The sequence below is a fragment of the Marinomonas dokdonensis genome (assembly GCF_052747885.1).
The window spans coordinates 71,260-96,448 of record NZ_JBRAND010000005.1 but is presented as its reverse complement, the minus strand read 5'-3'; the positions used below and the strand labels follow the sequence as shown (position 1 = coordinate 96,448).

The 25,189-nt window shown below is 44.8% G+C and carries 28 protein-coding genes; 18 read left to right on the top strand and 10 right to left on the bottom strand.

Going from position 1 to position 25,189, the window contains the following annotated elements:
• Positions 1 to 37: 37 nt before the first annotated feature.
• From lepB to acpS, 5 genes are read left to right on the top strand one after another with little or no spacing between them, the layout of a single operon-like run.
• Positions 38 to 862 carry a signal peptidase I gene (lepB, locus tag ACUM5Y_RS13300; RefSeq protein WP_445977366.1) on the top strand — a complete coding sequence of 275 codons (825 nt, stop codon included), beginning with the start codon at positions 38 to 40 and terminating at the stop codon, positions 860 to 862.
• 18 nt (positions 863 to 880) lie between these two features.
• Complete coding sequence (rnc, locus tag ACUM5Y_RS13295; protein WP_445977365.1) at positions 881 to 1,564, top strand: ribonuclease III; 684 nt, start codon at positions 881 to 883, stop codon at positions 1,562 to 1,564.
• The gene (gene era / locus ACUM5Y_RS13290; RefSeq protein ID WP_445977364.1) at positions 1,557 to 2,459 is read left to right on the top strand and encodes a GTPase Era; all 903 of its coding nucleotides are present in this window, start codon (positions 1,557 to 1,559) and stop codon (positions 2,457 to 2,459) included. Before rnc ends, era begins: the two co-directional genes overlap by 8 nt.
• A gap of 5 nt (positions 2,460 to 2,464) precedes the next feature.
• Positions 2,465 to 3,199: a DNA repair protein RecO gene (gene recO / locus ACUM5Y_RS13285; RefSeq protein ID WP_445977363.1), complete on the top strand. Its 735-nt coding sequence runs from the start codon at positions 2,465 to 2,467 to the stop codon at positions 3,197 to 3,199.
• 29 nt (positions 3,200 to 3,228) lie between these two features.
• The gene (acpS, locus tag ACUM5Y_RS13280; protein ID WP_445977362.1) at positions 3,229 to 3,615 is read left to right on the top strand and encodes a holo-ACP synthase; all 387 of its coding nucleotides are present in this window, start codon (positions 3,229 to 3,231) and stop codon (positions 3,613 to 3,615) included.
• On the opposite strand, the gene ACUM5Y_RS13275 is transcribed toward acpS, so the two are convergent.
• Positions 3,593 to 6,367, bottom strand: coding sequence for a response regulator (locus ACUM5Y_RS13275; RefSeq protein ID WP_445977361.1), 2,775 nt, complete (start codon positions 6,365 to 6,367; stop codon positions 3,593 to 3,595). The two genes, acpS and ACUM5Y_RS13275, sit on opposite strands and share 23 nt — an antisense overlap.
• A 24-nt stretch (positions 6,368 to 6,391) precedes the next feature.
• Positions 6,392 to 6,616 (bottom strand): hypothetical protein, encoded by a 225-nt coding sequence (locus ACUM5Y_RS13270; protein WP_445977360.1) that lies wholly within the window; start codon positions 6,614 to 6,616, stop codon positions 6,392 to 6,394.
• A 132-nt stretch (positions 6,617 to 6,748) separates the two neighbouring features.
• On the opposite strand from ACUM5Y_RS13270, the gene cysM reads away from it, so the two are divergent.
• The 10 genes from cysM (at position 6,749) to ACUM5Y_RS13220 (ending at position 18,420) form a co-directional block, all read left to right on the top strand.
• On the top strand, positions 6,749 to 7,639 hold the full coding sequence (cysM, locus tag ACUM5Y_RS13265; RefSeq protein WP_445977359.1) for a cysteine synthase CysM: 891 nt from the start codon (positions 6,749 to 6,751) through the stop codon (positions 7,637 to 7,639).
• A gap of 175 nt (positions 7,640 to 7,814) precedes the next feature.
• Positions 7,815 to 9,119, top strand: coding sequence for a 23S rRNA (uracil(1939)-C(5))-methyltransferase RlmD (gene rlmD, locus ACUM5Y_RS13260; protein ID WP_445977358.1), 1,305 nt, complete (start codon positions 7,815 to 7,817; stop codon positions 9,117 to 9,119).
• An 11-nt stretch (positions 9,120 to 9,130) separates the two neighbouring features.
• Positions 9,131 to 11,380: a GTP diphosphokinase gene (gene relA / locus ACUM5Y_RS13255; protein ID WP_445977357.1), complete on the top strand. Its 2,250-nt coding sequence runs from the start codon at positions 9,131 to 9,133 to the stop codon at positions 11,378 to 11,380.
• Positions 11,377 to 12,189, top strand: coding sequence for a nucleoside triphosphate pyrophosphohydrolase (mazG, locus tag ACUM5Y_RS13250; protein WP_445977356.1), 813 nt, complete (start codon positions 11,377 to 11,379; stop codon positions 12,187 to 12,189). Before relA ends, mazG begins: the two co-directional genes overlap by 4 nt.
• Before the next feature lie 101 nt (positions 12,190 to 12,290).
• Entirely contained in the window at positions 12,291 to 14,921 is a 2,631-nt protein-coding gene (gene ppc / locus ACUM5Y_RS13245) for a phosphoenolpyruvate carboxylase (RefSeq protein WP_445977355.1), read from the top strand.
• A 230-nt stretch (positions 14,922 to 15,151) separates the two neighbouring features.
• On the top strand, positions 15,152 to 15,808 hold the full coding sequence (adk, locus tag ACUM5Y_RS13240; RefSeq protein ID WP_445977354.1) for an adenylate kinase: 657 nt from the start codon (positions 15,152 to 15,154) through the stop codon (positions 15,806 to 15,808).
• Positions 15,809 to 15,815: 7 nt separating this feature from the next.
• The gene (tsaB, locus tag ACUM5Y_RS13235) at positions 15,816 to 16,523 is read left to right on the top strand and encodes a tRNA (adenosine(37)-N6)-threonylcarbamoyltransferase complex dimerization subunit type 1 TsaB (RefSeq protein ID WP_445977353.1); all 708 of its coding nucleotides are present in this window, start codon (positions 15,816 to 15,818) and stop codon (positions 16,521 to 16,523) included.
• A 3-nt stretch (positions 16,524 to 16,526) separates the two neighbouring features.
• On the top strand, positions 16,527 to 17,327 hold the full coding sequence (locus ACUM5Y_RS13230) for an undecaprenyl-diphosphate phosphatase (RefSeq protein ID WP_445977352.1): 801 nt from the start codon (positions 16,527 to 16,529) through the stop codon (positions 17,325 to 17,327).
• A gap of 24 nt (positions 17,328 to 17,351) precedes the next feature.
• A complete protein-coding gene (locus ACUM5Y_RS13225; RefSeq protein ID WP_445977351.1) occupies positions 17,352 to 17,639 on the top strand; it encodes a hypothetical protein in 288 nt (95 codons plus the stop codon).
• The gene (locus tag ACUM5Y_RS13220; RefSeq protein ID WP_445977350.1) at positions 17,632 to 18,420 is read left to right on the top strand and encodes a class I SAM-dependent methyltransferase; all 789 of its coding nucleotides are present in this window, start codon (positions 17,632 to 17,634) and stop codon (positions 18,418 to 18,420) included. Before ACUM5Y_RS13225 ends, ACUM5Y_RS13220 begins: the two co-directional genes overlap by 8 nt.
• Here the strand turns inward: ACUM5Y_RS13220 and ACUM5Y_RS13215 are convergent.
• Positions 18,417 to 18,650 (bottom strand): SlyX family protein, encoded by a 234-nt coding sequence (locus ACUM5Y_RS13215; RefSeq protein WP_445977349.1) that lies wholly within the window; start codon positions 18,648 to 18,650, stop codon positions 18,417 to 18,419. The two genes, ACUM5Y_RS13220 and ACUM5Y_RS13215, sit on opposite strands and share 4 nt — an antisense overlap.
• 273 nt (positions 18,651 to 18,923) lie before the next feature.
• Between ACUM5Y_RS13215 and ACUM5Y_RS13210 the strand changes: the two genes are divergently transcribed.
• Positions 18,924 to 19,394 (top strand): cold-shock protein, encoded by a 471-nt coding sequence (locus ACUM5Y_RS13210; RefSeq protein ID WP_445977348.1) that lies wholly within the window; start codon positions 18,924 to 18,926, stop codon positions 19,392 to 19,394.
• Positions 19,395 to 19,427: 33 nt separating this feature from the next.
• Positions 19,428 to 19,925 carry a thiol peroxidase gene (tpx, locus tag ACUM5Y_RS13205; RefSeq protein ID WP_445977347.1) on the top strand — a complete coding sequence of 166 codons (498 nt, stop codon included), beginning with the start codon at positions 19,428 to 19,430 and terminating at the stop codon, positions 19,923 to 19,925.
• Between the two features lie 81 nt (positions 19,926 to 20,006).
• On the opposite strand, the gene panD is transcribed toward tpx, so the two are convergent.
• From panD to dapE, 4 genes are read right to left on the bottom strand one after another with little or no spacing between them, the layout of a single operon-like run.
• Positions 20,007 to 20,387, bottom strand: a complete 381-nt coding sequence (panD, locus tag ACUM5Y_RS13200) for an aspartate 1-decarboxylase (RefSeq protein WP_445977346.1) — start codon at positions 20,385 to 20,387, stop codon at positions 20,007 to 20,009.
• A 54-nt stretch (positions 20,388 to 20,441) separates the two neighbouring features.
• Positions 20,442 to 20,816 (bottom strand): hypothetical protein, encoded by a 375-nt coding sequence (locus ACUM5Y_RS13195; protein ID WP_445977345.1) that lies wholly within the window; start codon positions 20,814 to 20,816, stop codon positions 20,442 to 20,444.
• Positions 20,817 to 20,819: 3 nt separating this feature from the next.
• The gene (locus ACUM5Y_RS13190) at positions 20,820 to 21,092 is read right to left on the bottom strand and encodes a hypothetical protein (protein WP_445977344.1); all 273 of its coding nucleotides are present in this window, start codon (positions 21,090 to 21,092) and stop codon (positions 20,820 to 20,822) included.
• An 8-nt stretch (positions 21,093 to 21,100) separates the two neighbouring features.
• Complete coding sequence (gene dapE, locus ACUM5Y_RS13185) at positions 21,101 to 22,240, bottom strand: succinyl-diaminopimelate desuccinylase (protein ID WP_445977343.1); 1,140 nt, start codon at positions 22,238 to 22,240, stop codon at positions 21,101 to 21,103.
• Between the two features lie 79 nt (positions 22,241 to 22,319).
• Here dapE and ACUM5Y_RS13180 point away from each other — a divergent pair, with 79 nt between their 5' ends.
• The gene (locus tag ACUM5Y_RS13180) at positions 22,320 to 22,517 is read left to right on the top strand and encodes a hypothetical protein (protein WP_445977342.1); all 198 of its coding nucleotides are present in this window, start codon (positions 22,320 to 22,322) and stop codon (positions 22,515 to 22,517) included.
• Here the strand turns inward: ACUM5Y_RS13180 and ACUM5Y_RS13175 are convergent.
• From ACUM5Y_RS13175 to dapC, 3 genes are read right to left on the bottom strand one after another with little or no spacing between them, the layout of a single operon-like run.
• Complete coding sequence (locus ACUM5Y_RS13175; protein WP_445977341.1) at positions 22,507 to 22,914, bottom strand: ArsC family reductase; 408 nt, start codon at positions 22,912 to 22,914, stop codon at positions 22,507 to 22,509. The genes ACUM5Y_RS13180 and ACUM5Y_RS13175 overlap by 11 nt on opposite strands.
• Positions 22,914 to 23,951 carry a 2,3,4,5-tetrahydropyridine-2,6-dicarboxylate N-succinyltransferase gene (gene dapD / locus ACUM5Y_RS13170; RefSeq protein WP_445977340.1) on the bottom strand — a complete coding sequence of 346 codons (1,038 nt, stop codon included), beginning with the start codon at positions 23,949 to 23,951 and terminating at the stop codon, positions 22,914 to 22,916. The genes ACUM5Y_RS13175 and dapD overlap by 1 nt, the downstream gene beginning before the upstream one ends.
• Before the next feature lie 31 nt (positions 23,952 to 23,982).
• Positions 23,983 to 25,188 (bottom strand): succinyldiaminopimelate transaminase, encoded by a 1,206-nt coding sequence (gene dapC / locus ACUM5Y_RS13165; RefSeq protein ID WP_445977339.1) that lies wholly within the window; start codon positions 25,186 to 25,188, stop codon positions 23,983 to 23,985.
• Between the last annotated feature and the right edge of the window lies 1 nt (position 25,189).

Sequence of the window (25,189 nt, the reverse complement as noted above, 5' to 3'; positions counted from 1 at the left end):
CCAGCGTGATGACATCACGCAGCGATGGAGAGATGTAATGGGTTTTGATTTTGAGCTGATTTTAGCGATTGCTTTTTTTGTGACCGGTGCAGTTTGGTTGTATGACCGCATCGTTTATCTGCCAAAGCGCAAGTTAGTGCTGGCAGAAATGACACCAGAAGCACGTCAGGCGATCAGCAAAGACACTAAGCAAACGCTTGCACAAACCCCTAAGCTGGTCACGGAAGTAAAATCTTACTTTGTGATTGTGGCGGTTATCTTTGGTTTACGCTCGTTTGTGGTGGAACCGTTTCAAATTCCATCTGGCTCCATGTTGCCCACTTTAGAAATCGGCGATTTCATTTTGGTGAATAAGTTTGAGTATGGCGTAAGGTTGCCTGTTTTAAATACGACCCTGATTCCAACCAATGAGCCAAAACATGGTGATGTCGTGGTGTTCAAATACCCTCGTGATCCAAGCTTGAACTATATTAAGCGCATGGTGGGTTTGCCAGGGGATAAGATCAGTTATCATAATAAGACCTTGTCCATCAACGGGCAGGTTTTAGCGACGAATTTAGTGGCGGAGCTATCCACTTCCCTAAATCCTAACAAAGAGCCGGTACGGGTTTTTGTGGAAAACTTGGGAGGTAAAAATCACGAAGTCTACAATTCTTACTACCAGAATCCGCTTGAAGGTGACTGGGTTGTACCAGAAGACTCGTATTTTGTGATGGGTGATAATCGCGATAACAGTTCAGATAGTCGTGTTTGGGGTTTTGTACCGAAAGCCAATATGAAAGGCCGTGCCTTTTACGTGTGGCTACACTGGAATGAGTTGTTAAGCGTTCCAAGTTTTAAAAATAATGGTCTGATTGAATAAAGATTTTTTGGAGTAATTTTGAGTTCACTGTATCAAAAATTGTGTCGCCGCATAGGTTATTATTTTGCCGACCTAGGCCTATTGGAGCTCGCACTGACACACCGTAGCTTCGGCGGCAAAAATAACGAGCGTTTAGAGTTTCTAGGTGACTCGATTCTTAATTATGTGATCGCAGAAGATCTATTCCATCGCTTCCCGAAAGCCAAGGAAGGTGAGCTGAGTCGATTGCGTGCGTCTTTAGTAAAAGGCGACACACTGGCCGAATTGGCCCGAGAATTTAAGCTAGGTGATTTCCTTAAATTGGGTGCTGGCGAGTTGAAAAGCGGAGGCTTCCGCCGTGACTCTATCTTAGCGGATTCCGTGGAAGGCATTATCGGCGCTATCTATTTAGATGCCGGTATGGACACTTGCCGTACTCATATTCTGGATTGGTATAAATCTCGACTGGATGCGACGTCCTTGAAAGTGGTGACGAAAGATGCGAAAACTCGCTTGCAGGAATATTTGCAAGGTCGTAAATACGCGTTGCCGAATTATGAAGTCGTAGACATTCAAGGTGAGCCTCATGATCAAACTTTTTATGTTCATTGCCAAATTGAGTTGAGTGATGAGGCTATTCAGGGCAAGGGTAACAGCCGTCGTATTGCCGAGCAAAATGCCGCTGCGAAAGCGCTAAAACTATTGGAACAAAAAGATGTCTGAGGAAGAAATTACTCACTGTGGTTATGTGGCCATAGTTGGTCGACCCAATGTCGGCAAATCCACGCTGCTTAACCATATTTTGGGCCAAAAGTTATCCATAACGTCCAGAAAACCACAAACGACCCGCGATCAAATTTTAGGGGTTAAAACCGAGGGGCAGGTGCAGGCGATCTATGTGGATACACCTGGATTGCACCTTGGTGAGACAAAAGCCATAAACCGCTTTATGAATAAAACCGCTTCCGCGGCATTGAAAGACGTGGATGTAGTGTTATTCGTGGTGGACGCAGACCGTTGGACGGAAGAAGATGAGTCCGTATTACAGAAGGTTAAATACGCTTCCTGTCCGGTTATCTTGGTGGTCAACAAAGTCGATCAGTTAGAACAGCAAGATAGCCTATTACCAAGATTAGCGAATTTAGCTGAGCGTATGGAGTTTGCTCAAGTGGTGCCTATTTCGGCATTACGCAACAAAAACCTCGACCGCTTAGAACGACTGGTGACGGGCTATATTCCAGAAGGGATGCCTTTCTACCCTGAAGATCAGATTACTAACCGCAGTTCGCGTTTTTTGGCCGCGGAAATTGTACGTGAGAAGATCACTCGTCAGTTAGGTCAAGAAGTGCCTTACGAAGTGGCTGTACAGATTGAAGAGTTTGTTTACGAAGGCTCGGTTATTCACATCAGTGCGCTTATTTTGGTTGAGCGAAATGGCCAGAAACGCATCATTATTGGTGATCGTGGCGAGAAAATTAAACTGATTGGTAAAGAAGCACGCATAGATATGGAAGAACTTTTCCAGCAGAAGGTTATGCTTAATCTATGGATTAAAATTCGCTCCGGTTGGTCCGATGATGAGCGTGCTTTAGCCAGTCTAGGTTATCAAGAAGAATAAGCTTGATGCGCGCCTTGGCGTACGTTATTCATACTCGCGCTTTTCAAGATGAAAAGGTGCTGCTAGATCTGCTCACTCAGGATCAAGGTTTGATTCGAGGTGTATGGCGGTTAGCAAAAAAAGAGGCTCGGGTGATTCCTGGGCCTTTTTTATGCTATGACATTGAGTGTTCGGGTCGCACGGATTTAAAAACTATCCGACAGTTGGAATCCCTCAAAGCGGGGAAAGTGCTCGAAGGTTTACCTTTATACGCAGCCTTGTATAGTCATGAGTTGATTGCGAAACTTCTGCCGCTGAATTTACCCTTACCGAACATCTACTCCTTGTACCAATGGCTCATTGATAGCTTGGCATCAGGGGCACCGATTGCGCCCTTGCTAAGACGTTTTGAAATGGGCTTGTTTGATGAGTTGGGAATGGCCATTAACTTATCAACCACAGGTCGTGGCCAAGAGGTTCAAGAAGATACCCTGTATCAATTTGATCAGCGGTTTGGTTTACGTCCTTACTATGGTGAGCAACCCAAGGTTCTGCCTGTTTTGTTTGTTGAGGGGCGTTTGGCACAGGCTTATCACCAGGGAGAATGGATGAACAAAGCTGTATTGAATCTAGCCAAAGAGCTACATCGCCACTGGATAGATGGGTTATTGAACGGCAAGCCTGTAGCGGCTCGTAAACTATTGCCTAAGCAAGCCTATCAAGGAGAGCGTTTGTTTGGTGTGCCGATTTTTCGTTATTGATGCTCAGTGTCTAAATAGAGAGAGATGTTTTGATTATAGGTATAGGTACAGATTTAGTGGAAATCGCACGGATAGCCAGCTCTATTGAGCGTCTTGGTGAGCGTTTTGTTGGCCGTATTCTAACAGCCAATGAAAAGCAGCAGTGGCTAAGCATGACGCATAAATCCAAAGCGGATGCATTTGTGGCTAAGCGCTTTGCGGCTAAAGAAGCGGCAGTAAAGGCTTTAGGAACAGGAATCGGACGAGGGGTGAGTTTCCAGCACTTTGAAGTGAGTAATCTAGCGTCAGGGCAACCTATGCTATCCGTCGATGACAGTATTGAGCAGAGGTTTGAAGGTAAGGTTAATTGGCATCTAACCCTCACAGATGAGCAAAAATACGCTCAGGCATTTGTTATTCTTGAGGCCAAGGAATAAGTTTTTGGTTGTCTAGCAACTCTTGAATGGCGTCGATAAAATCCTCAAAGACACCGTCAACATCCTCTAAACCAAGCTCTTTTAGATGGGTTTCCAAAAAGCCTGCATGGCGTGCGATATTTATGGTGCCCGTGTACTTGGATGCCCCATGAATCCTGTGCACCACTTCTATTAGCTTTTCTGTGTCCTGATTGGCTAGATGATGTTGCAGCAGCTTTTGCTCGTCATCGAGAGTATTGGCCAGCATTTCAAACATATCCTTGGCAATGTCGACCCTACCATTGACCATGCCCAACGCTTTTTTCAAATCAAAAATATTGACCAGTTTCTCGTCTACCTGCTCTAAGTATCCGCCTTTGCTATCACACCATTCTTCTATGGTGTTAAGGAGGATTTCTTCATCCACCGGTTTGGTTAAGTAGGCGTTCATACCACTGGCAAGTATTTGCTGTTGTTCCGACCCTAGTGCATGAGCTGTTAACGCGATAATTGGGGTGTTTTTGTAGGTCTCAATCTGACGAATCTCTTGGGTGGTCTCCATGCCATTTTTTTCAGGCATTTGAATGTCCATGAAGATGATGTCGTATTGGGTGGTTTTGGCCATTTGTATGGCCTCCATGCCGCTATAAGCGAGAGAAACATTGAGGTTGTTGCCAGACAACCAATGATTGAAAAGCTGTAAGTTAATCGCCATATCATCCACCGCCAGAATATTAAGGTGCTGCAGCTTAGTGGGCAGGGTTCTTTTGCTTTCAACAGGCTGTGTGCTGGCGGGGTATTTTATATTATCGAGCGCCTTATACAGGCGGTTGTGGCTAATAGGTTTTAGCAAAATGCTTTGGCTGATCTGCTTCAGGCCAGGATGGCGAGCCAGTTCTTCTGGATTTTGAATCATTAAGATACTAGGAATATCAAAAGTGCTCTTGGCAAAATGCACCAGTTCCTTTGCGTCTTGAATGCTTTCATGATCATTAGGGGTTATGTTGATCAGTAAAGCATCAACTTTTTCTTGTTGTTTATTTAAACGATTGATAATGGGTTCAATCTGATTAAAGCTGGTGCAGTTAACACGAATCGAATCAAGATAGTTGGAAAGGTAATCTTGATAACTCTTGCTGGGTTCCAGCATTAGAATATTTAGATTTAAACTTTCTCGTTTAGCGGGTGTGTTTCTTGAAGGTTTTAGTTTTAGGGTAAAGTGAAAATTGGAGCCGCTGATTTGGTCGCTTTTAATGCCGATACTGCCATGCATTTGCTCAACTAGCTTCTTAGTGATGACTAGGCCTAAGCCTGTTCCGCCAAATTTTCGTGTGGTGCTGGTGTCTACTTGAGAAAATGGCTTGAACAGATTGTTGATTTTTTCTTCTGGAATGCCGATACCCGTGTCGATTACTTGAAAGCTGAGGACGAGTTCGTCGTTGTTTTGGGACAGCACTTCCACTTTCGTTTGCACATAGCCGTGGTGAGTAAACTTTATAGCATTCCCTATGAGGTTGGTGAGTATCTGTCGTACCCGAATGCTGTCGCCAATCACCCAGTCTGGAACGTTGGCCTGAAAGTCTGGAACCAAATCGATCTGCTTATCTCGAGTCAGTAAACTGGCGCTGAGAGTTTGGTAAACTTCATCAACCAGCTCTTTTAGATTGAAGTGGTTGTTTTCAAAATTCAATTTGCCTGCTTCGATTTTTGAAAAATCGAGAATGTCGCCAATAATGGCCAGTAGGCTATTGGTAGATTGCTCAATGGTCTCTAGGTATAGACGCTGTTGTGTGTCTGTATTGCTGCTTTGCAGTATCTTGGTATAGCCCAGTATCGCACTTAATGGCGTACGTACTTCATGGCTTATATTGGCAAGGAATTGAGATTTTAAACGATTGGATTCCATCGCTTCTTTATTGGCGATATGTAGCTGGGCACTTTTTTCTTCCATGCTATCCATACTGCGTCGGATATCTTCAGTGGATTGCTCAATCCCTGAAAGTAACTCTTCTTGATGGCTTTCTAAACGCTCCGCAAGTTCTAGGATATTGTTTTGTATTTCCTTGTATTGGGGTGGCATTGACAGCAGCTTGGCATTCGAAAAATTGCCTTTGACGATCTGATCCAGAATGCTAGAAAGTTTATCAATAGGCTGTGTGAAATACTGGGAAAGGCGCCAAGCTAACAGAATGAGTCCAGAGCCAATCAGTATGGTTAGAAAGGCAAGTATCGCAATGTATCGATACATTTGCAGTCTGATTTCACTCTTACTGATTTCAATGCGTACCCAGCCAATGATGTTGTGTTGGTCATTGCTGTTAAGGGTTTCTGGTTGGCTATTAAAAATACTGTCTAGACTGTTGTTGCTGTAAAAAATAGGGGTGAAGTTTAGTAGGAAGTCTTCATAAATCAAAGTGTTAGGTGTGCTTGGTATCTCAATTTTTGTTTTGATATGAGTGCTGCCAAGCTCTGCGATGACTTCTTGGTGGTTGTTAAAAAGCTGTATGCTGTCAACTTCATCATACCTTAACGCACTTTGCATGATGCGATACATCATATTGGTATCGGTAAAGACAATGGCATATTCGCTGCTCAAAGCGACCTGTTGGGCAATGTTATTGGCGCGTTCGAGCAGGTTAGTATTAAGGTCATGATAGCGAGTAGTCAGAAAGCTCAGACTACTCAATAAGGAGATGATTAAAATGGGGGCAAATAGCAGCCAAAAGAGTTTGTGTCTTAAGGATAGGAGATTAATAAATCCAAATAGCTTCATAGTAGGATGAAACCAGAGGTGAAATTAATAACAAGCGAAATTGCCTTTCCCTTTACGACGGTCACATTCTCTCTCATAATTCTCACACGCTAGTGCTTTGGTGCGAGAAGGGTTAGATAAATACTTACACTCACGCCACTTTTGTCTTAGCTCATTATCTGGGATGTCGGCAGATGGACCCGCAAAAAAATCACAAGCCGCTAAAGATAGTGTACATAGTAGTAATGCTAAAGTGCCAAACGCGCGCATTTTGGTCTCCGTAAATAGGAATATAAACTAAGTTTATAACGCTTTCTTATTATATTGTTGCGGTAAAGTGCTTTTAAATAAGCGAGAATGTTAATTTTCAATCCCTACGACATTAATGTCAATGAAGTTTTTATGATTCAATATCCTAGTATAGAGTCCATCATTGGACAAACTCCCTTGGTTCGACTCCAGCGAATCAACCCAAACAGTTCCAACGAAGTTTTATTAAAGCTTGAGGGGCAGAATCCAGCAGGTTCTGTGAAAGATCGACCTGCGTTAAATATGATCTTACAAGCTGAGTTGCGTGGTGACATCAAACCGGGTGATAGCCTGATCGAAGCAACCAGTGGTAATACTGGGATTGCGCTTGCTATGGCCGCGGCCATAAAAGGCTACAAGATGCATCTCATCATGCCAGATAACATGAGCCAAGAGCGTAAATCGGCGATGTCCGCCTACGGTGCGATCTTGCACTTGGTAACGAAAGAAGAAGGTATGGAGCGCGCTCGTGATCTAGCCCTTGAGATGCAAGAGCAAGGGGTGGGTATTGTGCTGAACCAATTTGCAAACCAAGATAACCCTAATGCGCATTATCTGACCACAGGGCCGGAAATCTGGCAGCAAACCCAAGGCAGCGTGACCCACTTTGTAAGTTCTATGGGGACTACTGGTACTATCATGGGGGTTTCCCAGTACCTTAAAGAGCAAAACCCAGAGGTACAAATCGTTGGTCTGCAGCCACAGGAAGGGGCCAGTATTCCTGGCATCCGACGCTGGCCAAAAGCTTACCTGCCTTCTATTTTCGATGAAAAACGCGTGGACACTGTGATGGATGTGGCCCAAGAAAATGCCGAAGTCACTATGCGAAGGTTGGCTAAAGAAGAGGGTATTTTCTGTGGCGTGTCTTCAGGTGGGGCCGTGTATGCCGCGATGGAGCTGTCCAAACAATTGGAAAATGCCGTGATTGTTGCCATTGTCTGTGATCGTGGCGACCGCTACTTGTCCACGGGTGTTTTTTCCTGAAGGTAGAAATAGATTCAGCAGCGGTGAGGGTGTGCGACACTCAAGGCAAATCCAGCTAAGTGACGAATTTAGAGTGTTTTGATTTTTGTATCTGGTATGGAATCAAATCTAGATACGCTAGAATAGCACTTTACAATTCGTTATTGAGTATTGAGAGATCCCCTTGAGAAAGAGAATGCCATCCCGCCGCTCGGCAGCAAAGACAAACCTTGGGCCTATACAGCAATTTGAGGTAGAAGGCTTAACGCACGAAGCGAAAGGCGTTGCCCGACAGCAAGGTAAGGTAACCTTTATTGGCGGTGCTTTGCCGGGGGAAACCGTTGAGGCTAGGGTTTCTAAAGCGGGACGTAACTTTGACGAAGCCAACCTAGTCAATATTGTTAGCCCAAGTCCTTACCGTATGACGCCCACTTGTCAGCATTTTGCAGAGTGTGGTGGTTGCAGCTTCCAACATCTTACTCAAGACCAACAATTACTCGCGAAAACCGATTGGTTGCAACGACAGTTACGTAAGGTGAGTGAGCAGCCCATTGAGCCATTGACCGATCAGGCTTTTGGTTATCGACGACGTGCACGCTTAGCCTTGCAGGTTAAATCGGGCAAAGCCTTACTAGGCTTTCGTCAAAAATCTTCCAAAGATATTGTCGAAATCAGCAATTGCTTGGTACTTACCGAGCGTTTGCAAGACATCTATAAAAGTCTAAAACACACCATTCTTGATGACGACATGGCCACTGCTGTGGGCCATGTCGAACTACTTGAAGACACCCGTGGTGCTTCCGTGTTGTTTCGCTTAACGCGACCTATTACTGAGTCTACTCAAGCCCGTTGGAGTGACTGGGCAAAAACTTTAGGAGTTGAGCTCTATTGGCAAGCACCAGAAGAAAGCAGAGTGACGCTTGCTCAAGAAAAGATGCGCCATTATGACCTAGGCAAGCAGACGCTGACGTATCACCCGCAAGACTTTATTCAGGTAAATGCGCGGATGAACGAGAAAATGATTCATCAAGCAATTAGTTGGCTGCAACCTAACGAAGACGATGTGGTGTTAGACTTATTTTGTGGCGTTGGAAATTTTTCTTTACCCATGGCATTGCATGCTAAAAAAGTGATTGGTGTAGAGGTGCAGCCAAGCATGGTGGCGGCGGCTCAAGCGAATGCCCAATGTAATGATTTAGAAAATATTGATTTTATTGCTGCGGATTTAAGTCAGCCAGCAAAACGACAATTTGCAAAACTAGGGGTCACTAAGGTGTTACTTGATCCCCCACGAGCTGGGGCTTTTGAGTTCTTAGATAACCTAGTTAAAATATCACCAGGACAAATCTTGTACGTTTCTTGCAACGCATCCACTTTAGCAAGAGACGCAGAGTATCTTGTAGCGCATGGCTATCAAGTGGTAAAAGTAGGTTTGATGGAGATGTTCCCACAGACTTCACATATTGAAACCATGATGTTGCTGCAGAAAAGAAGTAAATAAAGGACAAGCAAATGGTAACGGTAAGAAAAGATCATCCAATTACGGACGATGGCACGGTTGATATTGATGCCTGGATGGCGCAATTTGCTGACGAAATTGATGACAATTCTAGAGTGCCCTTGCGCATGGCTTGCGAAGTGGCGCGACTAGCGGAATTGCAATCGGCGCGACCTTCCTACTGGGGGGCTCAAGCGAGTACCTTCCGTGCAGGTCTAGAAATGGTTGAAATCTTATCCGGCTTTCGTGCCGATCAAGACTCTTTATTGGCCGCCGCTTTGTATCGAGTGGTAAGGGAAGATCAGTTACCAATTTCCCGCGTGGTGGATATGTTTGGTCGTAAAGTAGCGTCTTTGATCGAAGGCGTTATTCGCATGGGGGAAGTCTCTAAAAACCTCAGTGCTGATTCGGCAGCAGAAGTGCTTGGCAGCAGCGAAAACCAGCTTGAATCCCTACGTAAAATGCTTGTGTCTATCATAGACGATGTCCGCGTCGTGCTGATTAAGTTGGCAGAGCGTGCATGTGCCATTAAAGAAGCTAAACACCAAGATGAAGACCGCCAGGTCACCGTCGCCCTTGAAGTGCAAAGTGTTTACGCCCCTTTGGCCCACAGGTTGGGCATTGGACATATTAAGTGGGAGTTGGAAGACCTTTCCTTCCGTTATCTTTACCCTAACGATTACAAACGCATTGCCAAATGCCTAGATGAAAAACGCCTTGACCGTCAGCAGTTCATTGATGATGTGATCAATATGCTACGTGAGCGTTTAGAAGCGATTAACATTCATGCGGACCTAATGGGCCGCGCCAAACACATTTACAGTATTTGGCGCAAAATGAAGCGAAAAAACATCAGTTTCGATGAAGTTTATGATGTGCGTGCTGTGCGTATTCTCGTTAACGAGCCCATGGAGTGTTATGGGGTATTAGGAATAGTACACAACCTGTGGCGTCCTATTCCGCAAGAATTTGATGACTATATCAGTAATCCAAAAACCAATGGTTATCAGTCATTGCATACCGCGGTGATTGGTCCTCAAGGGCGTGCTGTCGAGATACAGATCCGTACTCATACTATGCATGAAGATGCGGAACTTGGGGTGTGTGCCCATTGGAAATATAAGGGTACAGATTTAAGCTCGAACAGTTCTAGCTACGAAGAAAAATTGCAGTGGCTACGTACCATTTTGGACTTCCATGAAGTACAGGGGGATTTGGAGTCCCTTTCAGAGCAAGTTCGTAGTGACATCGACCAAGACCGTATTTATGTCTTTACCCCTGATGGCCATGTGGTTGATTTGCCTGTGAATGCGACCCCGGTAGACTTCGCATACCGTGTTCATACGGAAATTGGTCACCGTTGTCGTGGAGCAAAAATTAACGGCAAAATTACTTCTTTGGTCACTCACCTAAAAACGGGTGACAAAGTGGAAATTATGACCTCGAAAGAGGGCACGCCAAGCCGAGATTGGCTGCACCCTACCTTAGGTTACGTACAGACCAACCGTGCCCGAGCCAAAATTCAGAACTGGTTTAGAAAAGAAGATCGTGAGAAAAATCTAGAGGCAGGTAAAACCCTACTGGATAAACAGTTGAAACGCCTAGGAATAGACGACAACCGCATTGATCTTGCCAAAATTGCATCAAGATTTAATTTATCCAATGCGGAAGATATATATGTGGCATTGGGTGCCGGTGATATCTTATTGGCGCGAGTGTTACGATCAATTGATGAGTTTTACAGCCTTGATGGTGGCTCTGCGCCAATACGCCCTGTTCGTCTTAAGAAGAGTCGTCATAAGTCTTCCGATGACGATATTCATATTCTTGGGGTGGGCAAACTGATGACGCAAATGGCCCGTTGTTGTACGCCGATTCCGGGTGACAGCATTATGGGCTACATAACCCAAGGACGTGGTGTTTCCATACATAAGCAGGATTGTTTGAACATAGCGCAGCTAAGCTTGGACGAGCCTGAGCGTATCGTGGAAGTAAACTGGGGTGAGGAACTTGATAATCTTTACCCAGTGAACATTCAGGTAGAAGCTTATGATCGCACGGGCCTACTCAATGACATAACAGGTTTGCTGGCCAATGAAAAAGTAAACTTGTTGTCTATGAATACCTTGTCGGCAAAGGAGAGCCATACCGCTTGTATTCGTTTCACCATTGAGGTGGGAGAGATTGGTGCCTTGAGTAAACTGCTCCATCGCATCAACCAGTTGCCCAATGTCTTGAATGTGTTTAGGGAAAAAGATTTTTGAGTGAATCACTAACGTCTTTGCTGACCCTGATGTCATGCTTGCGCGATAAAGAGTCTGGTTGTGCTTGGGACCTTAAACAAACCTACCAAAGTTTGGCCCAGTACACCTTGGAAGAAGCCTATGAAGTGGTGGATGCCATAGAAAGAGAGAACCTAGCAGACTTAAAAGAAGAGCTAGGCGATTTGCTGTTTCAGGTGGTCTTTCAGGCTCAAATCGCTAGTGAGCAAAAGGTTTTTGATTTTGACGATGTGGTCAATGGGTTGGTGGATAAAATGCTACGTCGCCATCCACACTTGTTTCCAGGTGGTGAGTTATCACGCTTTGGCGAAGCCTCGGAACTGTCGGATGAAGAGATTAGCCTGCAATGGCAGAAAATCAAAGCCGAAGAAAAAGCTCGTAAAGGCGTGCAGAGTCAAAGTATCTTAGATGATGTACCCAGTGCGATGCCTAGCTTGATGCAAGCGGTGAAAATACAGAAAAAAGTCGCCAAAGTTGGCTTTGATTGGCCTGATGTTGCCCCTGTTTTCGCCAAGATTCGTGAAGAACTTGACGAGCTGGAAGAAGCATTGAGCGAACAAGATCAAACCCATGTGGAAGAAGAGATGGGCGATGTGCTCTTTGCAATGAGTAATTTGGCGCGTCATTTGTCTGTTTCGCCAGATGTCGCACTGATGAAAACCAATGTTAAATTTCGTCGCCGCTTCCGTCGTATCGAAGAGCTACTGGGGGAGCGAGAGGCGTCGTTGCAAGAAACGAGTTTGGAAGAGCTCGATAAACTATGGGACCAAGCCAAGCGCGAAGGCTTATAGAAATTCAAAAAATGTCGTTTAATCGAGTATGTTAAGACTCAAGTTATTAACAATATTTTGATCTGGTTATTCTTGACCAGGTGATGAGTAGGAGGGATATAGTGAACGATCGTCAGGCATCATTACGTGAAAATGTCAGGTTACTAGGGGATTGCTTAGGGGAAACCATGAGTAATCATTTAGGGGAAGGCTTTTTAGAGAAGGTCGAAAACATTCGACAGCTTTCTAAAGATGGACGACTCACAGGCGACTCCACCGCATTAATCGCCGCGCTAGAAAAATTGGATGACAATGAGATTGTCCCTGTTGCTCGCGCATTCAACCAGTTCCTTAATTTGTCGAACATTGCCGAGCAGTATCACCGCGTGCATCGCCGCCGTACCAATGAAAGTCTAGGGGTTTATCAAAACCCGATTGGTGATCTGCTAAAACGTTTAGCCGAGAAAGATTTTAGCGGCGAGCAAATGCTTGAGTCCTTGCGTAATCAATCCATTGAATTGGTGTTAACCGCTCACCCTACCGAAGTCGTGCGCCGTTCTCTGATTCGTAAATACGATAATATTTCCAGTGAGCTAGAAGCGCTGGATAAAGACAATATCTTGCCTTTAGAAGAAACCAAGCATATTCGTCGCTTAAAAGAGATTATTACCCAAGCTTGGCATACGGATGAGATCCGTGAACAGCGCCCAACCCCAGTTGATGAAGCCAAATGGGGCTTTGCAGTAATTGAACAGTCTTTATGGCAAGCTGTACCGCGTTTCTTCCGTCAATTAGACGAGCAGTTTAGCCAGTATTCTAATGGCGAAAGTCTGCCGCTAGATTTAGCCCCAATTCGTTTTGCAACCTGGATGGGGGGCGACCGAGACGGTAACCCAAATGTTACTCATACCGTCACCAAAGAAGTGGCCCTATTGGCTCGCTGGATGGCCGCGGATCTGTACATCAAGGATCTTTCGGTTCTACGTTCTGAATTTTCCATGATTCAGTGCAACCAAGCAATGCGCGATCGAGTGGGCGACAGTGCTCAGCCCTATCGTGAAGTGTTACGTCAGCTTGAAAACAAAATGATCGCTACCAAAAACTGGGCCAAAGCCTGTTTAGATGGCGAAGCGGCCTCCGATGAAGGCATCTTCCTCAACAGTAAAGAGCTGATTGATGATCTAGTATTGTGTTACCAATCGCTTATCGACAGCGGCATGAAGGTTATCGCCAATGGTTCTTTACTAGACCTAATTCGTTGTGCGGCAACCTTTGGCATGACGTTGGCACGTTTGGATGTTCGCCAAGATGCCTCCCGCCATATTGATGCCTTGTCTGCCATTACTCGTTTTTATGGTTTAGGGGATTATGCGGAGTGGGACGAAGCGTCTCGCCAAGCCTTCTTATTAACAGAGCTTAACTCTAAACGTCCATTATTGCCTATGGACTGGTCGCCAAGCGAAGAAGTGAAGGAAGTGTTAGACACTTTTGCCATGATCGCGCAAGGAGAAGCCAACTCTTTTGGTTCCTACGTAATCTCTATGGCCAGCGCCCCTTCTGATGTGTTGGCTGTTGCCCTAATGTTGAAAGAGTCTGGGGTCACTTTCCCAATGCGTATCGCGCCTCTGTTTGAGACGCTAGCGGATTTGGATAATGCTGAGCCAATTATCGAACAACTATTCTCATTGCCTTGGTACAAAGCCTACATTAATGGTCATCAAGAAGTCATGATCGGCTACTCAGATTCCGCCAAAGATGCTGGGCAAATAGCAGCCACTTGGGGCCAATACCGAGCGCAAGAAGCACTCACCAAACTTTGTAAGAAACACGGTGTGCACCTGACTTTGTTCCACGGCCGTGGTGGTACCGTAGGTCGTGGTGGCGGTCCTGCTCATGTGGCTATTTTGTCTCAACCACCAGGCTCGGTGAATGGTGCCATTAGGGTGACAGAGCAAGGGGAGATGATCCGATTCAAGTTCGGTATTCCGGATATTGCGGTGCGTTCATTAGAGCTTTATTGCTCTGCCGTGATGGAAGCTTCCTTAATGCCTGCGCAAGCGCCCAAAGATGAGTGGCGCGCCATCATGGATGAAATGGCCGAAGTGGGTATGAATCAATACCGCTCCATTGTCCGTGGTCATGAAGATTTTGTGCCTTACTTTAGAGCCACTACACCAGAACAAGAGTTGGCTAAATTGCCTCTTGGATCACGTCCTGCTCGCCGTCGTTCTGATGGCGGTGTGGAAAGCTTACGCGCGATTCCTTGGATATTTGCTTGGATGCAAATTCGCTTAATGCTACCTGCTTGGTTGGGAGCTGAGAGTGCGCTACAGCAAGCAGTGGAATCTGGAAACTTAGAAAAACTCCAAGAAATGCATAAGAAATGGCCATTCTTTGGGGCCTACCTCGACATGCTCGACATGGTATTGGCCAAGTCAGAACCAGAAATTGCTGAGTACTATGAAAAGCGTCTAGTAGGGGAAGAGCTAAGAGGCTTGGGGCGTTTATTGCGCAGTAAGCTGACACAAGTTAGTACTCTTGTGAAAACACTTAAACAGCAAGAGCGCCTAATCGAAGATAATAAGACGATTCGCCAGTCTATCGACGTGCGTAACCCTTATATTGACCCATTGCATTACCTACAAGCTGAGCTTCTGTATCGCAGCCGTAAGGATGAGAATAATCCTGAGGTTAACAAGGCGCTAATGATCGCTATGGCAGGTATCGCAAGTGGTATGCAAAATACCGGCTAAAGTTTCACCGTATTGTGCTTATAGTCACTATAAGCACAATAAAAGTGAAAAAATCCGTCAGTAAATTTGCATACTAATAGCTTGCTTGGGTATGCTTGGCGACCATTCATTTTATAGCATGCAAGTTTACTATTTTCGAACGCGGTGTTTTCGCGTTATTCGCGTGTCCATGCGAGATAAAAATAAGAAAACTTGTAATTCAGTATATAGCTGACTTTTGGAGACTTTTTATGCGAGTAATATTATTAGGTGCACCTGGCGCTGGTAAGGGTACTCAGGCTCAATTCATCACGGAAGAATTTGGGATTCCTCAAATTTCAACAGGCGATATGTTACGTGCCGCAGTGAAAGCTGGCAGTGATATGGGCTTAAAAGCAAAAGCGGTTATGGATGCCGGTCAATTGGTTTCTGATGACATCATCATTGGCCTAGTAAAAGAGCGCTTAACACAAGACGATTGTGTAAATGGTGCTTTGTTTGACGGTTTCCCTCGTACTATTCCACAAGCGGATGCATTGAAAGACGCTGGCGTAAAAATCGACTTTGTTGTTGAGATCGATGTAGCAGACGAAGAAATCGTTAGTCGCATGAGTGGTCGTCGTGTTCATGAAGCGTCTGGCCGAACTTATCACCTAGTGTATAACCCACCAAAAGAAGCGGGCAAAGACGATGTGACAGGTGAACCTTTAGTACAACGTGCTGATGATACAGAAGAAACTGTTCGCAAGCGTTTGGGTGTTTACCATGACCAAACCGCACCATTGATCGGCTATTACAAAGATTGGCTGGCACAAGATGCCGCAGCAGCGCCTAAATTTGTTAGCGTAAACGGTGTTGGTGATCTTAACGAAATCAAACAAGGTCTGTTAGCTTCCTTAAAGGCCTAGAGATTCGATGACAGCAATATTAGCTTTGGATACTTCAACGTCAGCTTGTTCTGTGGCGTTGAATATAGACGGTGTGGTGTTGGAAGATTTCCGCATCGCGCCCCGTCAACATAATGCCTTAATCCTCCCTATGGTCGAGCAAATCCTTGCTCAAGCAGAATTATCTTTGTCCGATCTAGACGCCATTGCTTTTGGACGCGGTCCTGGATCTTTTACTGGGCTGCGGATTAGCGCTGGCGTCGTACAAGGGTTGGCTTACGGTGCCGATAAACCTGTTATCCCCGTGTCTACACTGGCGGCCATGGCTCTAGAAGGCTTCCAGAAAACCGGTGAGAATTATTGGTTGAGTGCTCTAGATGCCCGTATGGGTGAAGTTTATCTAGGGGGCTATCATGTGAATAAAGCTGATGGTCAATACAGCATTGAGTTGTTACTGGAAGAACGAGTCGCTAAGCCTGATAACTTGCCAAGTCTTGCTCAAGATTACCAAGGAATTGGTTCAGGCTGGTGCTATCAGCAAGAACTGTCGGCATTATTGCCAAACGCTCCTGCACACGTCTTGGCAGAAAATTTGCCAAGGGCGGCAAGTATTGCCGAGCTTGCACAATTGGCCTTTGCAAACGGCGAAATGCAAAGTTGTTATGATGCCATCCCCACTTATTTACGTGATAACGTCACTTGGGAAAAACAAGCACCACGGATAGGAAAACGCTAGGTTATGCTTTGGTACCACATTGTCTTTCTTGCATTAATACAGGGTCTGACTGAGTTTTTACCCATCTCCAGTTCGGCGCATTTAATTCTTCCTGCCCAAGTATTGAATTGGCCAGACCAAGGCTTAGCATTTGATGTGGCTGTACATATTGGTACCTTGATTGCCGTAGTAGGCTATTTTCGCAAAGATATTATGAATATCTTCCTAGCCTGGTGTTGTACATTTAAAGGTGGTAAAAGCTGTGGTGAGAGTCGCTTAGCTTGGTGGATTATTTTAGCGACCATTCCTGCTTGTCTTGCTGGGCTTCTATTCGGTAACTTTATAGAAACACACCTTCGTTCTATCGAAGTGATTGCTTACACTACTATCGGTTTTGGTATTTTATTATGGCTTGCGGATCGATATGGCTTAAGCAAAAAAGTCGAAGACGATTTTAAATTCAAATCCGTTTTGGTGATAGGTTTTGCTCAAGCGTTAGCGCTTATTCCAGGCACATCCCGTTCTGGTATTACCATGACGGCGGCACGTTTTATGGGCTTTTCCCGCGAATGCTCTGCACGTTTCTCGTTTTTATTGTCTATTCCTTTGATTCTCGCCGCTGGCAGTTTAAAACTGGTGGAACTCATTACTAAGGATATACAAGTGGATTGGAGTAGCCTAATTTCGGGTGTGGTTTTATCCGCGGTTAGTGCTTATTTGTGTATTTATTTTTTCTTAAAATGGTTAAATACCATAGGCTTCATGCCATTCATGATTTATCGTTTAATTTTAGCTGCTTTACTCTTAGCCATTGTTTATCAATAATGGCTAAATAGCTGAGGAGGGGTCATGCAAATTAATTCACAATTTCCAGTGGTTTCTCAGCCAACTCATGGCCGCACGCAAAATGCAGGCTACAATGGCAGTTCGTCTCAGCAATTAGTGTCGGCAAAGCCTGTTCCCAGTTCCGTAGCAGATTTTGATGGTGTGATGGGGGCTGAATCCAGCGCTCGTTTTAGTCCCTATGGGGATTTTAATACTTCTACACAACAAGCTCTAAATGCATATCAAGCGACAGAATCACTTTCTTCCGCTAACCCTCGCAATGTCTTAATAGGAATTGACGTCTTTGCCTAATACCCTTGCAGTCAGTGCCGAAGACACCTCACTTATTACAGAAGCTCAAAACCTCGCCCAACAATTGAGTTTGAATTATTTTACCCTGAAATCTCCTCTTAAATTCGTGAAGGAATACGATTACCTGCTCGTCCTTTCAACCTGTGGTGTGGCATTGGCTAAAACGGGCAAAGGAGCACCTAAGCCTGTCTTTGTGGATTTTACCTCAGGTGCGGTGGACCACAGGCGTCGCTTCGGTGGCGGCAAGGGACAAGACATAGCCAAAGCGGTTGGCCTTAATAAACGCGGCCAATTATCCGTGCTGGATGCCACGGCTGGTCTTGGGCGGGATGCTTTTGTATTGGCAAGTTTAGGCTGTCGTGTGCATTTGTGTGAGCGAGTTGGTTTTGTCCGAGCATTGCTGAAAGACGGCTTGTATCGAGCGTCTTTAAACGAAGAGGTTGCCGTGATCTCTCAGCAGATGACCTTGCTGGATGGCGATATTAAAACGCTATCAGGGCAAGCATACGATGTGGTGTATTTAGATCCTATGTTTCCTCATATGGAAAAATCCACTGCGGCGGCTAAAAAAGAAATGGCTTTCTTTCGTGATTTAGTGGGGGCTGATTTAGATGCAGACGAGCTTCTGCCTATGGCTATGTCACTTGCGCAATATCGTGTGGTGGTAAAACGTCCTAAAGGCGCGCCCTTTTTAAATGCTTCTCAACCAACTTATCAGCTAGAAGGTAAATCCGGGCGCTTTGATATATATGTTATTAAATCTCTGGATGCTGAGATTTAATAGTGGGGTGGTTTTTCATTATCATGGACCGCCTCATTCTCTGATTGCTGCTGGCGATAGGTTTCTAATTGTTTAACAAGTAATGATAATTGTTCTTGTATTAATAGCATATCCTTTTGCTGTCTGATTAAGGCTGCGTTCAAACTATCAATTGTATCTTCTTGGAATTGAAGCTTAATTTCGAGTTCGTCGATACGTTGGTCGTTTTCTGAGGTATTCATCGGTGCCATCTGTGTGTTAACCTTAATGAGCTAAACTCTGAGGATTTTAGCCTTTCTATACGTTTTGTTATGTGAATCTTTACATAACGCGCTGGAATTGCTGAAATTTGTTTTTGAAGAAGTCAGATATTTTACTACTATCTTGTTACGCTTCCCATGACGATTTCAGGAAGAGTTTAGTAAATTTGCATTTATTCACTTTAGTAAATTACATGAAGCCTTATTTCGTTTTTAGAAAAGCTTCTATTCACACCAAAATTAAATTTGATAAGAGACATTGTTATGAATGATCATCAGGAAAATGTTACGCGCAACACAGGATCTTCTGCTGGTTCAAATATTTTTTCACTTAAAACCTTTATTATTAGCCTAGTGATCGCATTGATTGCTCCGCTTCTAATGGCAACCGTTTTAAAAGAAGAAGTAGGAACAAACTTTTTAACCTACTTTGGTTTTGTTCTTGTTTCTGTTTACCTTGGGGCGGTTCTGAGCCAGTTTAAAGCGCCTGCTGCTAATGCCGATTCAGAAGAAGATGAAGATGATGACCGTGAGCAGGGGACTGTTAAATGGTTTAACTCTTCTAAAGGCTTTGGTTTCCTAACAATGGATAATGGCGACGATGTTTTTGTTCATTACCGTGCTATCCGTGGCCGTGGCCGCCGCTTCTTGGTAGAAGGTCAATTGGTACGTTTTTATGTCACCGAAGGTGAGAAAGGTAAACAAGCTGAAAACGTCTCCATCGTTCGTGGCTAATCTTAATATTCAATATTAAAAAGGGTTATAGAAATGGCAACAGTTACACTTAAAGGCACGCCGTTTGAGACAGTGGGTTCATTGCCTGCTGTAGGTTCTAGTGCGCCAGATTTCGAATTGGTAAAAACAGATCTATCTGTCGCGACATTGGCAGACTTTGCGGGTAAAAAACTGGTCTTGAATATTTTTCCGTCTATTGATACGCCAACTTGTGCAACGTCAGTACGTAAGTTCAACGAGTCGGCTGCCGCGCTTAAAGACGTAAATGTGGTATGTGTATCTGCTGACTTACCTTTTGCTGCGGCACGTTTTTGTGGCGCGGAAGGTATTGACCATGTTGATACAGGTTCAAGCTTCCGTTCTAGTTTCGGTGCGGACTATGGCTTGACCTTCACTAACGGTCCTTTGCAGGGCATCTTGTCTCGTGCAATTGTTGTCCTTGATGAAAATGGCCAAGTGCTTCATACAGAGCAAGTGGCAGAGACAGCGGATGAGCCAAACTATGAGGCTGCCTTAGCTGTATTAGCTTAATCAGCTATCAAGTTTGTAAAAAAAAGCCTGCTGTGTGATGACACAGCAGGCTTTTTTGTTGCTAATCGATAGGGAAGATACCTAGTCTTTTTGTACCGGAATTGTGTTAGTGGTACGCTCAACCGTATTGTCTTTGTTTAAGTAGACCAGTTTAGGTTTGAAGTTGTCTGCAGCTTCTTCTTCCATTTGTCCGTAAGCAGCAATAATGACACGATCGCCTACTTGTACCTTACGAGCCGCAGCACCATTCATGGAAATGGTTCCTGAGCCTGCTTCCGCTAGGATCACATAGGTGTGAAAGCGTTCACCATTATCCACGTTGTAAATATCAATTTTCTCAAATTCTCTAAAGCCAGCTAATTTAACCAAATCGGCATCGATCGCGCAGGAACCGTCATACCAAAGCTCTGCTTGAGAAACACTGGCCATGTGGAGTTTGCCTTTAAGAAGTGTGATTTGCATGTAAAACTCTCTATTACTATTTTTTATTGTCGGAAAGTGTGACGCTTAGAAAGGTTAATTCCAGATAAACGGGCCAGCGCCATCTGCGTTGACGCGCCACCACTGATCTGGATCTTGATCGCCAGCTTCTTCCCAACTTTGGAAGTTACAACGTATTTCATGTTGTAACGCTTGATAGGCATGTTGGGCACAGTCTGAATCTGTCGCCCAAGGGGTTTTATCGGAATTGAACCAAATAGAAGTAAAACGCTTACCCGCCGCTTGCTCCAGAATAGTGACTTCTATGTCCGTCTCATTATGTTTAATCCATAATTTTGTAGTAAGCCCACTGGTGGCAGGGCTTTTTACGACAAGGAACTCACCTGTTAGCCAATCGATAATACGATTGGTTGGGCAGGACAAAACGTAAATTTCTATATCGGGTTGCATGGTTTAATCCTTCTTACTCATCATGTGATAAAGCCTTAAGACACTCATAGAAAGGTAACCTACTAGCGTCCATAAGACGCCAGCTGCGGCAACAACAAGGCCACAGAAGGCAATAATTTCTTGGCTAAGAGAGTCGCTAAGGACGTTATCCGATACCATGATCATCAAGCTACCAAACAGAAACACCAAGCCCCCTTGCACCATTTTCATGATGGCGAGTCTTGGATTATTGCCTAGTTTAATAGCCAGACGATGTAAGTATGCTCTGATGCGCATGGTATCAATTACTTCACAAAAAGTTTGTTCAAGATGCCTTGGTAGATACTCGAAAGCTGGTTAAGGCTCTCGGCATCAACGCATTCATTGATCTGATGTATGGTGGCGTTAATTGGTCCAAGTTCTACTACTTGGGTACCCATTTTAGCAATAAAGCGACCATCGGATGTGCCACCAGACGTAGAAAGTTCAGGGGTGATATTTACTGTCTCTTGCACTGAGCTGACAATGGCATCAACCAATTCACCTGGGCGGGTTAAAAACGGCAAACCATTATAGGTCCACTGAATGTCGTACTCTAACTGGTGTTTTTCAAGAATCTCGATCACTCTGGCTTTCAACGCATCAAAATCTAACTCGGAAGAGAAGCGGAAGTTAAATTGCGCTTTTAATTCGCCCGGAACGACATTGGTGGCACCCGTGCCAGACTGAATATTAGAGATTTGGAAGCTGGTTGGCGGGAAAAAGTCATTGCCGTTATCCCAATGAGCGTTAGCCATTTCATCTAACGCGGGTGCAGCCAGATGGATAGGGTTTTTAGCAAGATGAGGGTAAGCAACATGCCCCTGCTTACCATATATCGTCAGGTCACCACTAAAAGAGCCGCGACGGCCATTTTTAATAATGTCACCCAGTACATTGGTGCTGGAAGGTTCGCCAACGATACACCAATCTACTTTTTCGTTTCTTGCCATCAAGGCATCCACCACACGAGTGGTACCATCAACAAAAGGCCCTTCTTCATCACTGGTAATTAAAAAGGAGATTTGCCCTTGATGATCAGGGTGTTCTGCAATGAAGTTTTCTACCGCTGTCACCATGGCCGCAAGACTACCTTTCATATCCGCTGCGCCACGACCATACAGCATACCATCAAGAATTTTTGGCTCAAAAGGTGGCACTTTCCAAGCAGATTCCGGACCAGTAGGTACCACATCTGTATGGCCTGCAAAACACAGGTTAGGACCTGTCGTACCACGTTTTGCGTAAAAGTTCTTTACGTCACCAAAAGGCATGGGCTCAATGTTAAAGCCGATTTTTTCCAAGCGAGCGATCATCAAATCTTGGCAACCTGCATCTTCAGGTGTGACAGATGGTCGGGAGATAAGGTCTAGGGCTAATTCAAGCGTCGGTGACAGGTTATTCATTGTTTACCTTTGTCTTTATTTCCACTATTTTAAGAAAAGTTCTGCTAATATTGCAGAAGAATTCATTAAAGGTGGGGTTATGAAATTAAGTGTTGTTTTCTTAATGAGCTGTATTTTAGCTGGTTGTAGTGCATTTACAGAGCAGCAAATTGTTCAAGAGCATTATTTTGTGCCTGTAATTCGTTCTGATGTTGCGCCAGCTGGTTATACTCCTGCGGTAACACCTACCATTACGCACAAAGAGTCTCGCCTCATCTATACGCCTGCTATTGATTAATTAGCGTTTGCTGGTATCGCTCAGCATCAAAACCTAACAGTAGCTCGCCTGATTCGGCCACCAGGATTGGGCGCTTTATCATCGAAGTGTTGCTTTGGATCGCTTCCAGGGCTAACTCATCATTCATATTATTTTTTAATGACTCATCTAATTTACGCCAAGTGGTGCCGCGTTTATTGATGATGTTTTCCCATCCCTGAGAAGCAAGCCAGCTTTTCGCCTGCTCTTCACTGAGTCCAAGTTTTTTATAATCATGAAAGTCGTAAGCAAGCTGATGTTCTTCCAGCCAGCGAAAGGCCTTCTTCATCGTGTCGCAGTTTTTAATGCCGTAAATTTTAATCATATCTACTCGATTTAATGAGAGCCACTTTCTAAACGAAAGTGGCTCTTTATTCATTAGTTGTTAGCGTGTAAGGCTTCGTTCAGTGCAATGGCCGTTTTATTAGTTTTACACTCAATGGCACCGGTTTGAGAGTTGCGACGGAACAACAAATCCGACTGGCCTGATAGGTCACGGGCTTTTACTGTCGATACTAATGCGTTGCTCTCGTCTAATACGTTTACTTTTGATCCTGCAGTGATGTATAGGCCAGATTCAACCGTACAACGATCTCCTAGGCCAATACCGATACCAGCATTGGCACCGATAAGACACTGTTCACCAACACCGATGACAATGTTGCCACCACCAGATAAGGTACCCATGGTAGAACAACCACCGCCAAGATCGGAGCCATCGCCAACGACAACACCTGCAGAAATACGGCCTTCAACCATACTTGTGCCCAGTGTGCCGGCGTTAAAGTTCACAAAGCCTTCATGCATAACGGTTGTGCCTTCACCTAGGTGAGCACCAAGACGGATACGTGCTGCATCGCCAATGCGAACACCCGTTGGTACAACAAAGTTCACCATTTTAGGGAATTTATCCACACTGAAGACTTCGATAGTGCGGCCTTCCATGCGCGCGCTCAATTGACGCTCTGCCAATTCACGAACATCAATTGGGCCTTCGCTCGTCCAAGCGGTATTGACCAATAGACCAAACATGCCATCTAGTACTGTATTGTGTGGTTGAATTAGGCGTTGAGAGATCATTTGCAGCTTCAAATAGACTTCAGCTGGGTTAGCCGGTGCGGTATCCGTTGCTAGTACACACAAAACAACCGGTTGAGTAGAAGCTTTAAGGCGCGAAGCCAATTCTGCTTGTTCGATGTTGCCAGCTTTTAAAAGGCTCATGTGAAGGCGGTTTAGGTCGCCCTCATCAAGAACGATGGTGTCGTTGCCGCTGGTGTAGTTAGTGCTTTCTAAAATAGCATCTAGAGCGCTTTTATCGGCATCTTTAATCGGTGCAGGGTAGAAAACCTCTAACCAGTTGCCTTCTTTGTTTTGAGTTCCGATACCAAGACCGAATGCGAAAATTGAATCGCTCATTTGAGTTTCTCCGACTGAGTTCTAAAGTAAGTTAAGCGTTTGAGTTTAAGTTGTGGCGCTCTATAAAATTGCGAATTCGCTGAGCGGCTGCCACACATTCTGATTCTTCGGCCACCAGTGCCATGCGTACATGCTGGCTACCTGGGTTGTGGCCATTTACCGTACGGCCAAGGTAACTGCCTGGCAGCACTAGTACGGCTTCTTCTTCATATAGAGCCTTACAAAAATCTTCGTCTTGCATGGTCAATTCAGGCCAGAGGTAAAAACCTGCTTCGGGTTTTTTTACCGACATGACTGGGCTTAAGATATCTAAAACCTGTGAGAATTTACGATCGTAAATTTTACGATTTTCCAGCACATGGCTTTCATCTTGCCAAGCGGTAATCGATGCCTGTTGGTGATGAATTGGCATAGCGCAGCCCTGATAGGTGCGGTATAGCAAGAAAGGTTTTAATAGACTGGCATCACCGGCAACAAAACCAGAGCGTAGGCCCGGTAAGTTTGAGCGTTTTGATAAAGACTGAAAAATCAAACAGTTTTTATAATCAAGGTTGCCAAGTTTTTGACAAGCTTCCAACAAGCCAAGTGGGGCTTGATCGCCAAAGTAGATTTCCGAGTAACACTCATCCGCCACTATGGTGAAGCTATGCTGCGCTGCTTTTTTAAGCAAGAATTCGTAATCTTCAAGTGTGGTCACTGTGCCACTTGGGTTGTTCGGTGAGCAAACAAATAGCAGTTCACAGTGTTGCCAAACCTCATCACTAACCGCTTGGTAATCCACCTTATATTGGTTACCAGAACCACAAGGTAAGAAGTGCAATTCAGCCCCTGCCAAAATGCCAGCGCCTTCATAAATTTGGTAGAAAGGGTTAGGGCTAAGGACCAAAGCAGGGCTTTTCTCACCAACTAGGGTTTGAGTAATGGCAAACAGAGCTTCGCGAGTGCCAGTAACCGGTAGGACTTGGCTTTCTGGGCATAACTCAGTAAGAGAAAAGCGTTGTTTTGTCCAGTCTGCAATGGCTTGGCGTAAAGCTAATTCACCCTTGCTGCTTGGGTATTTACTGACCCCAGACAAGCTGTTTTGTAGGGTGTCGACAACAGCCTTTGGTGGCTCGTGCTGAGGCTCACCAATGGTAAGCTTGATCAATGGCTTGTCTGGATTCGGGGTGAGCCCCTCTAAGAGCTCTGCAAGCTTTTGAAAAGGATAGGGGTGCAAAGAATGTATAAAAGGGTTCATT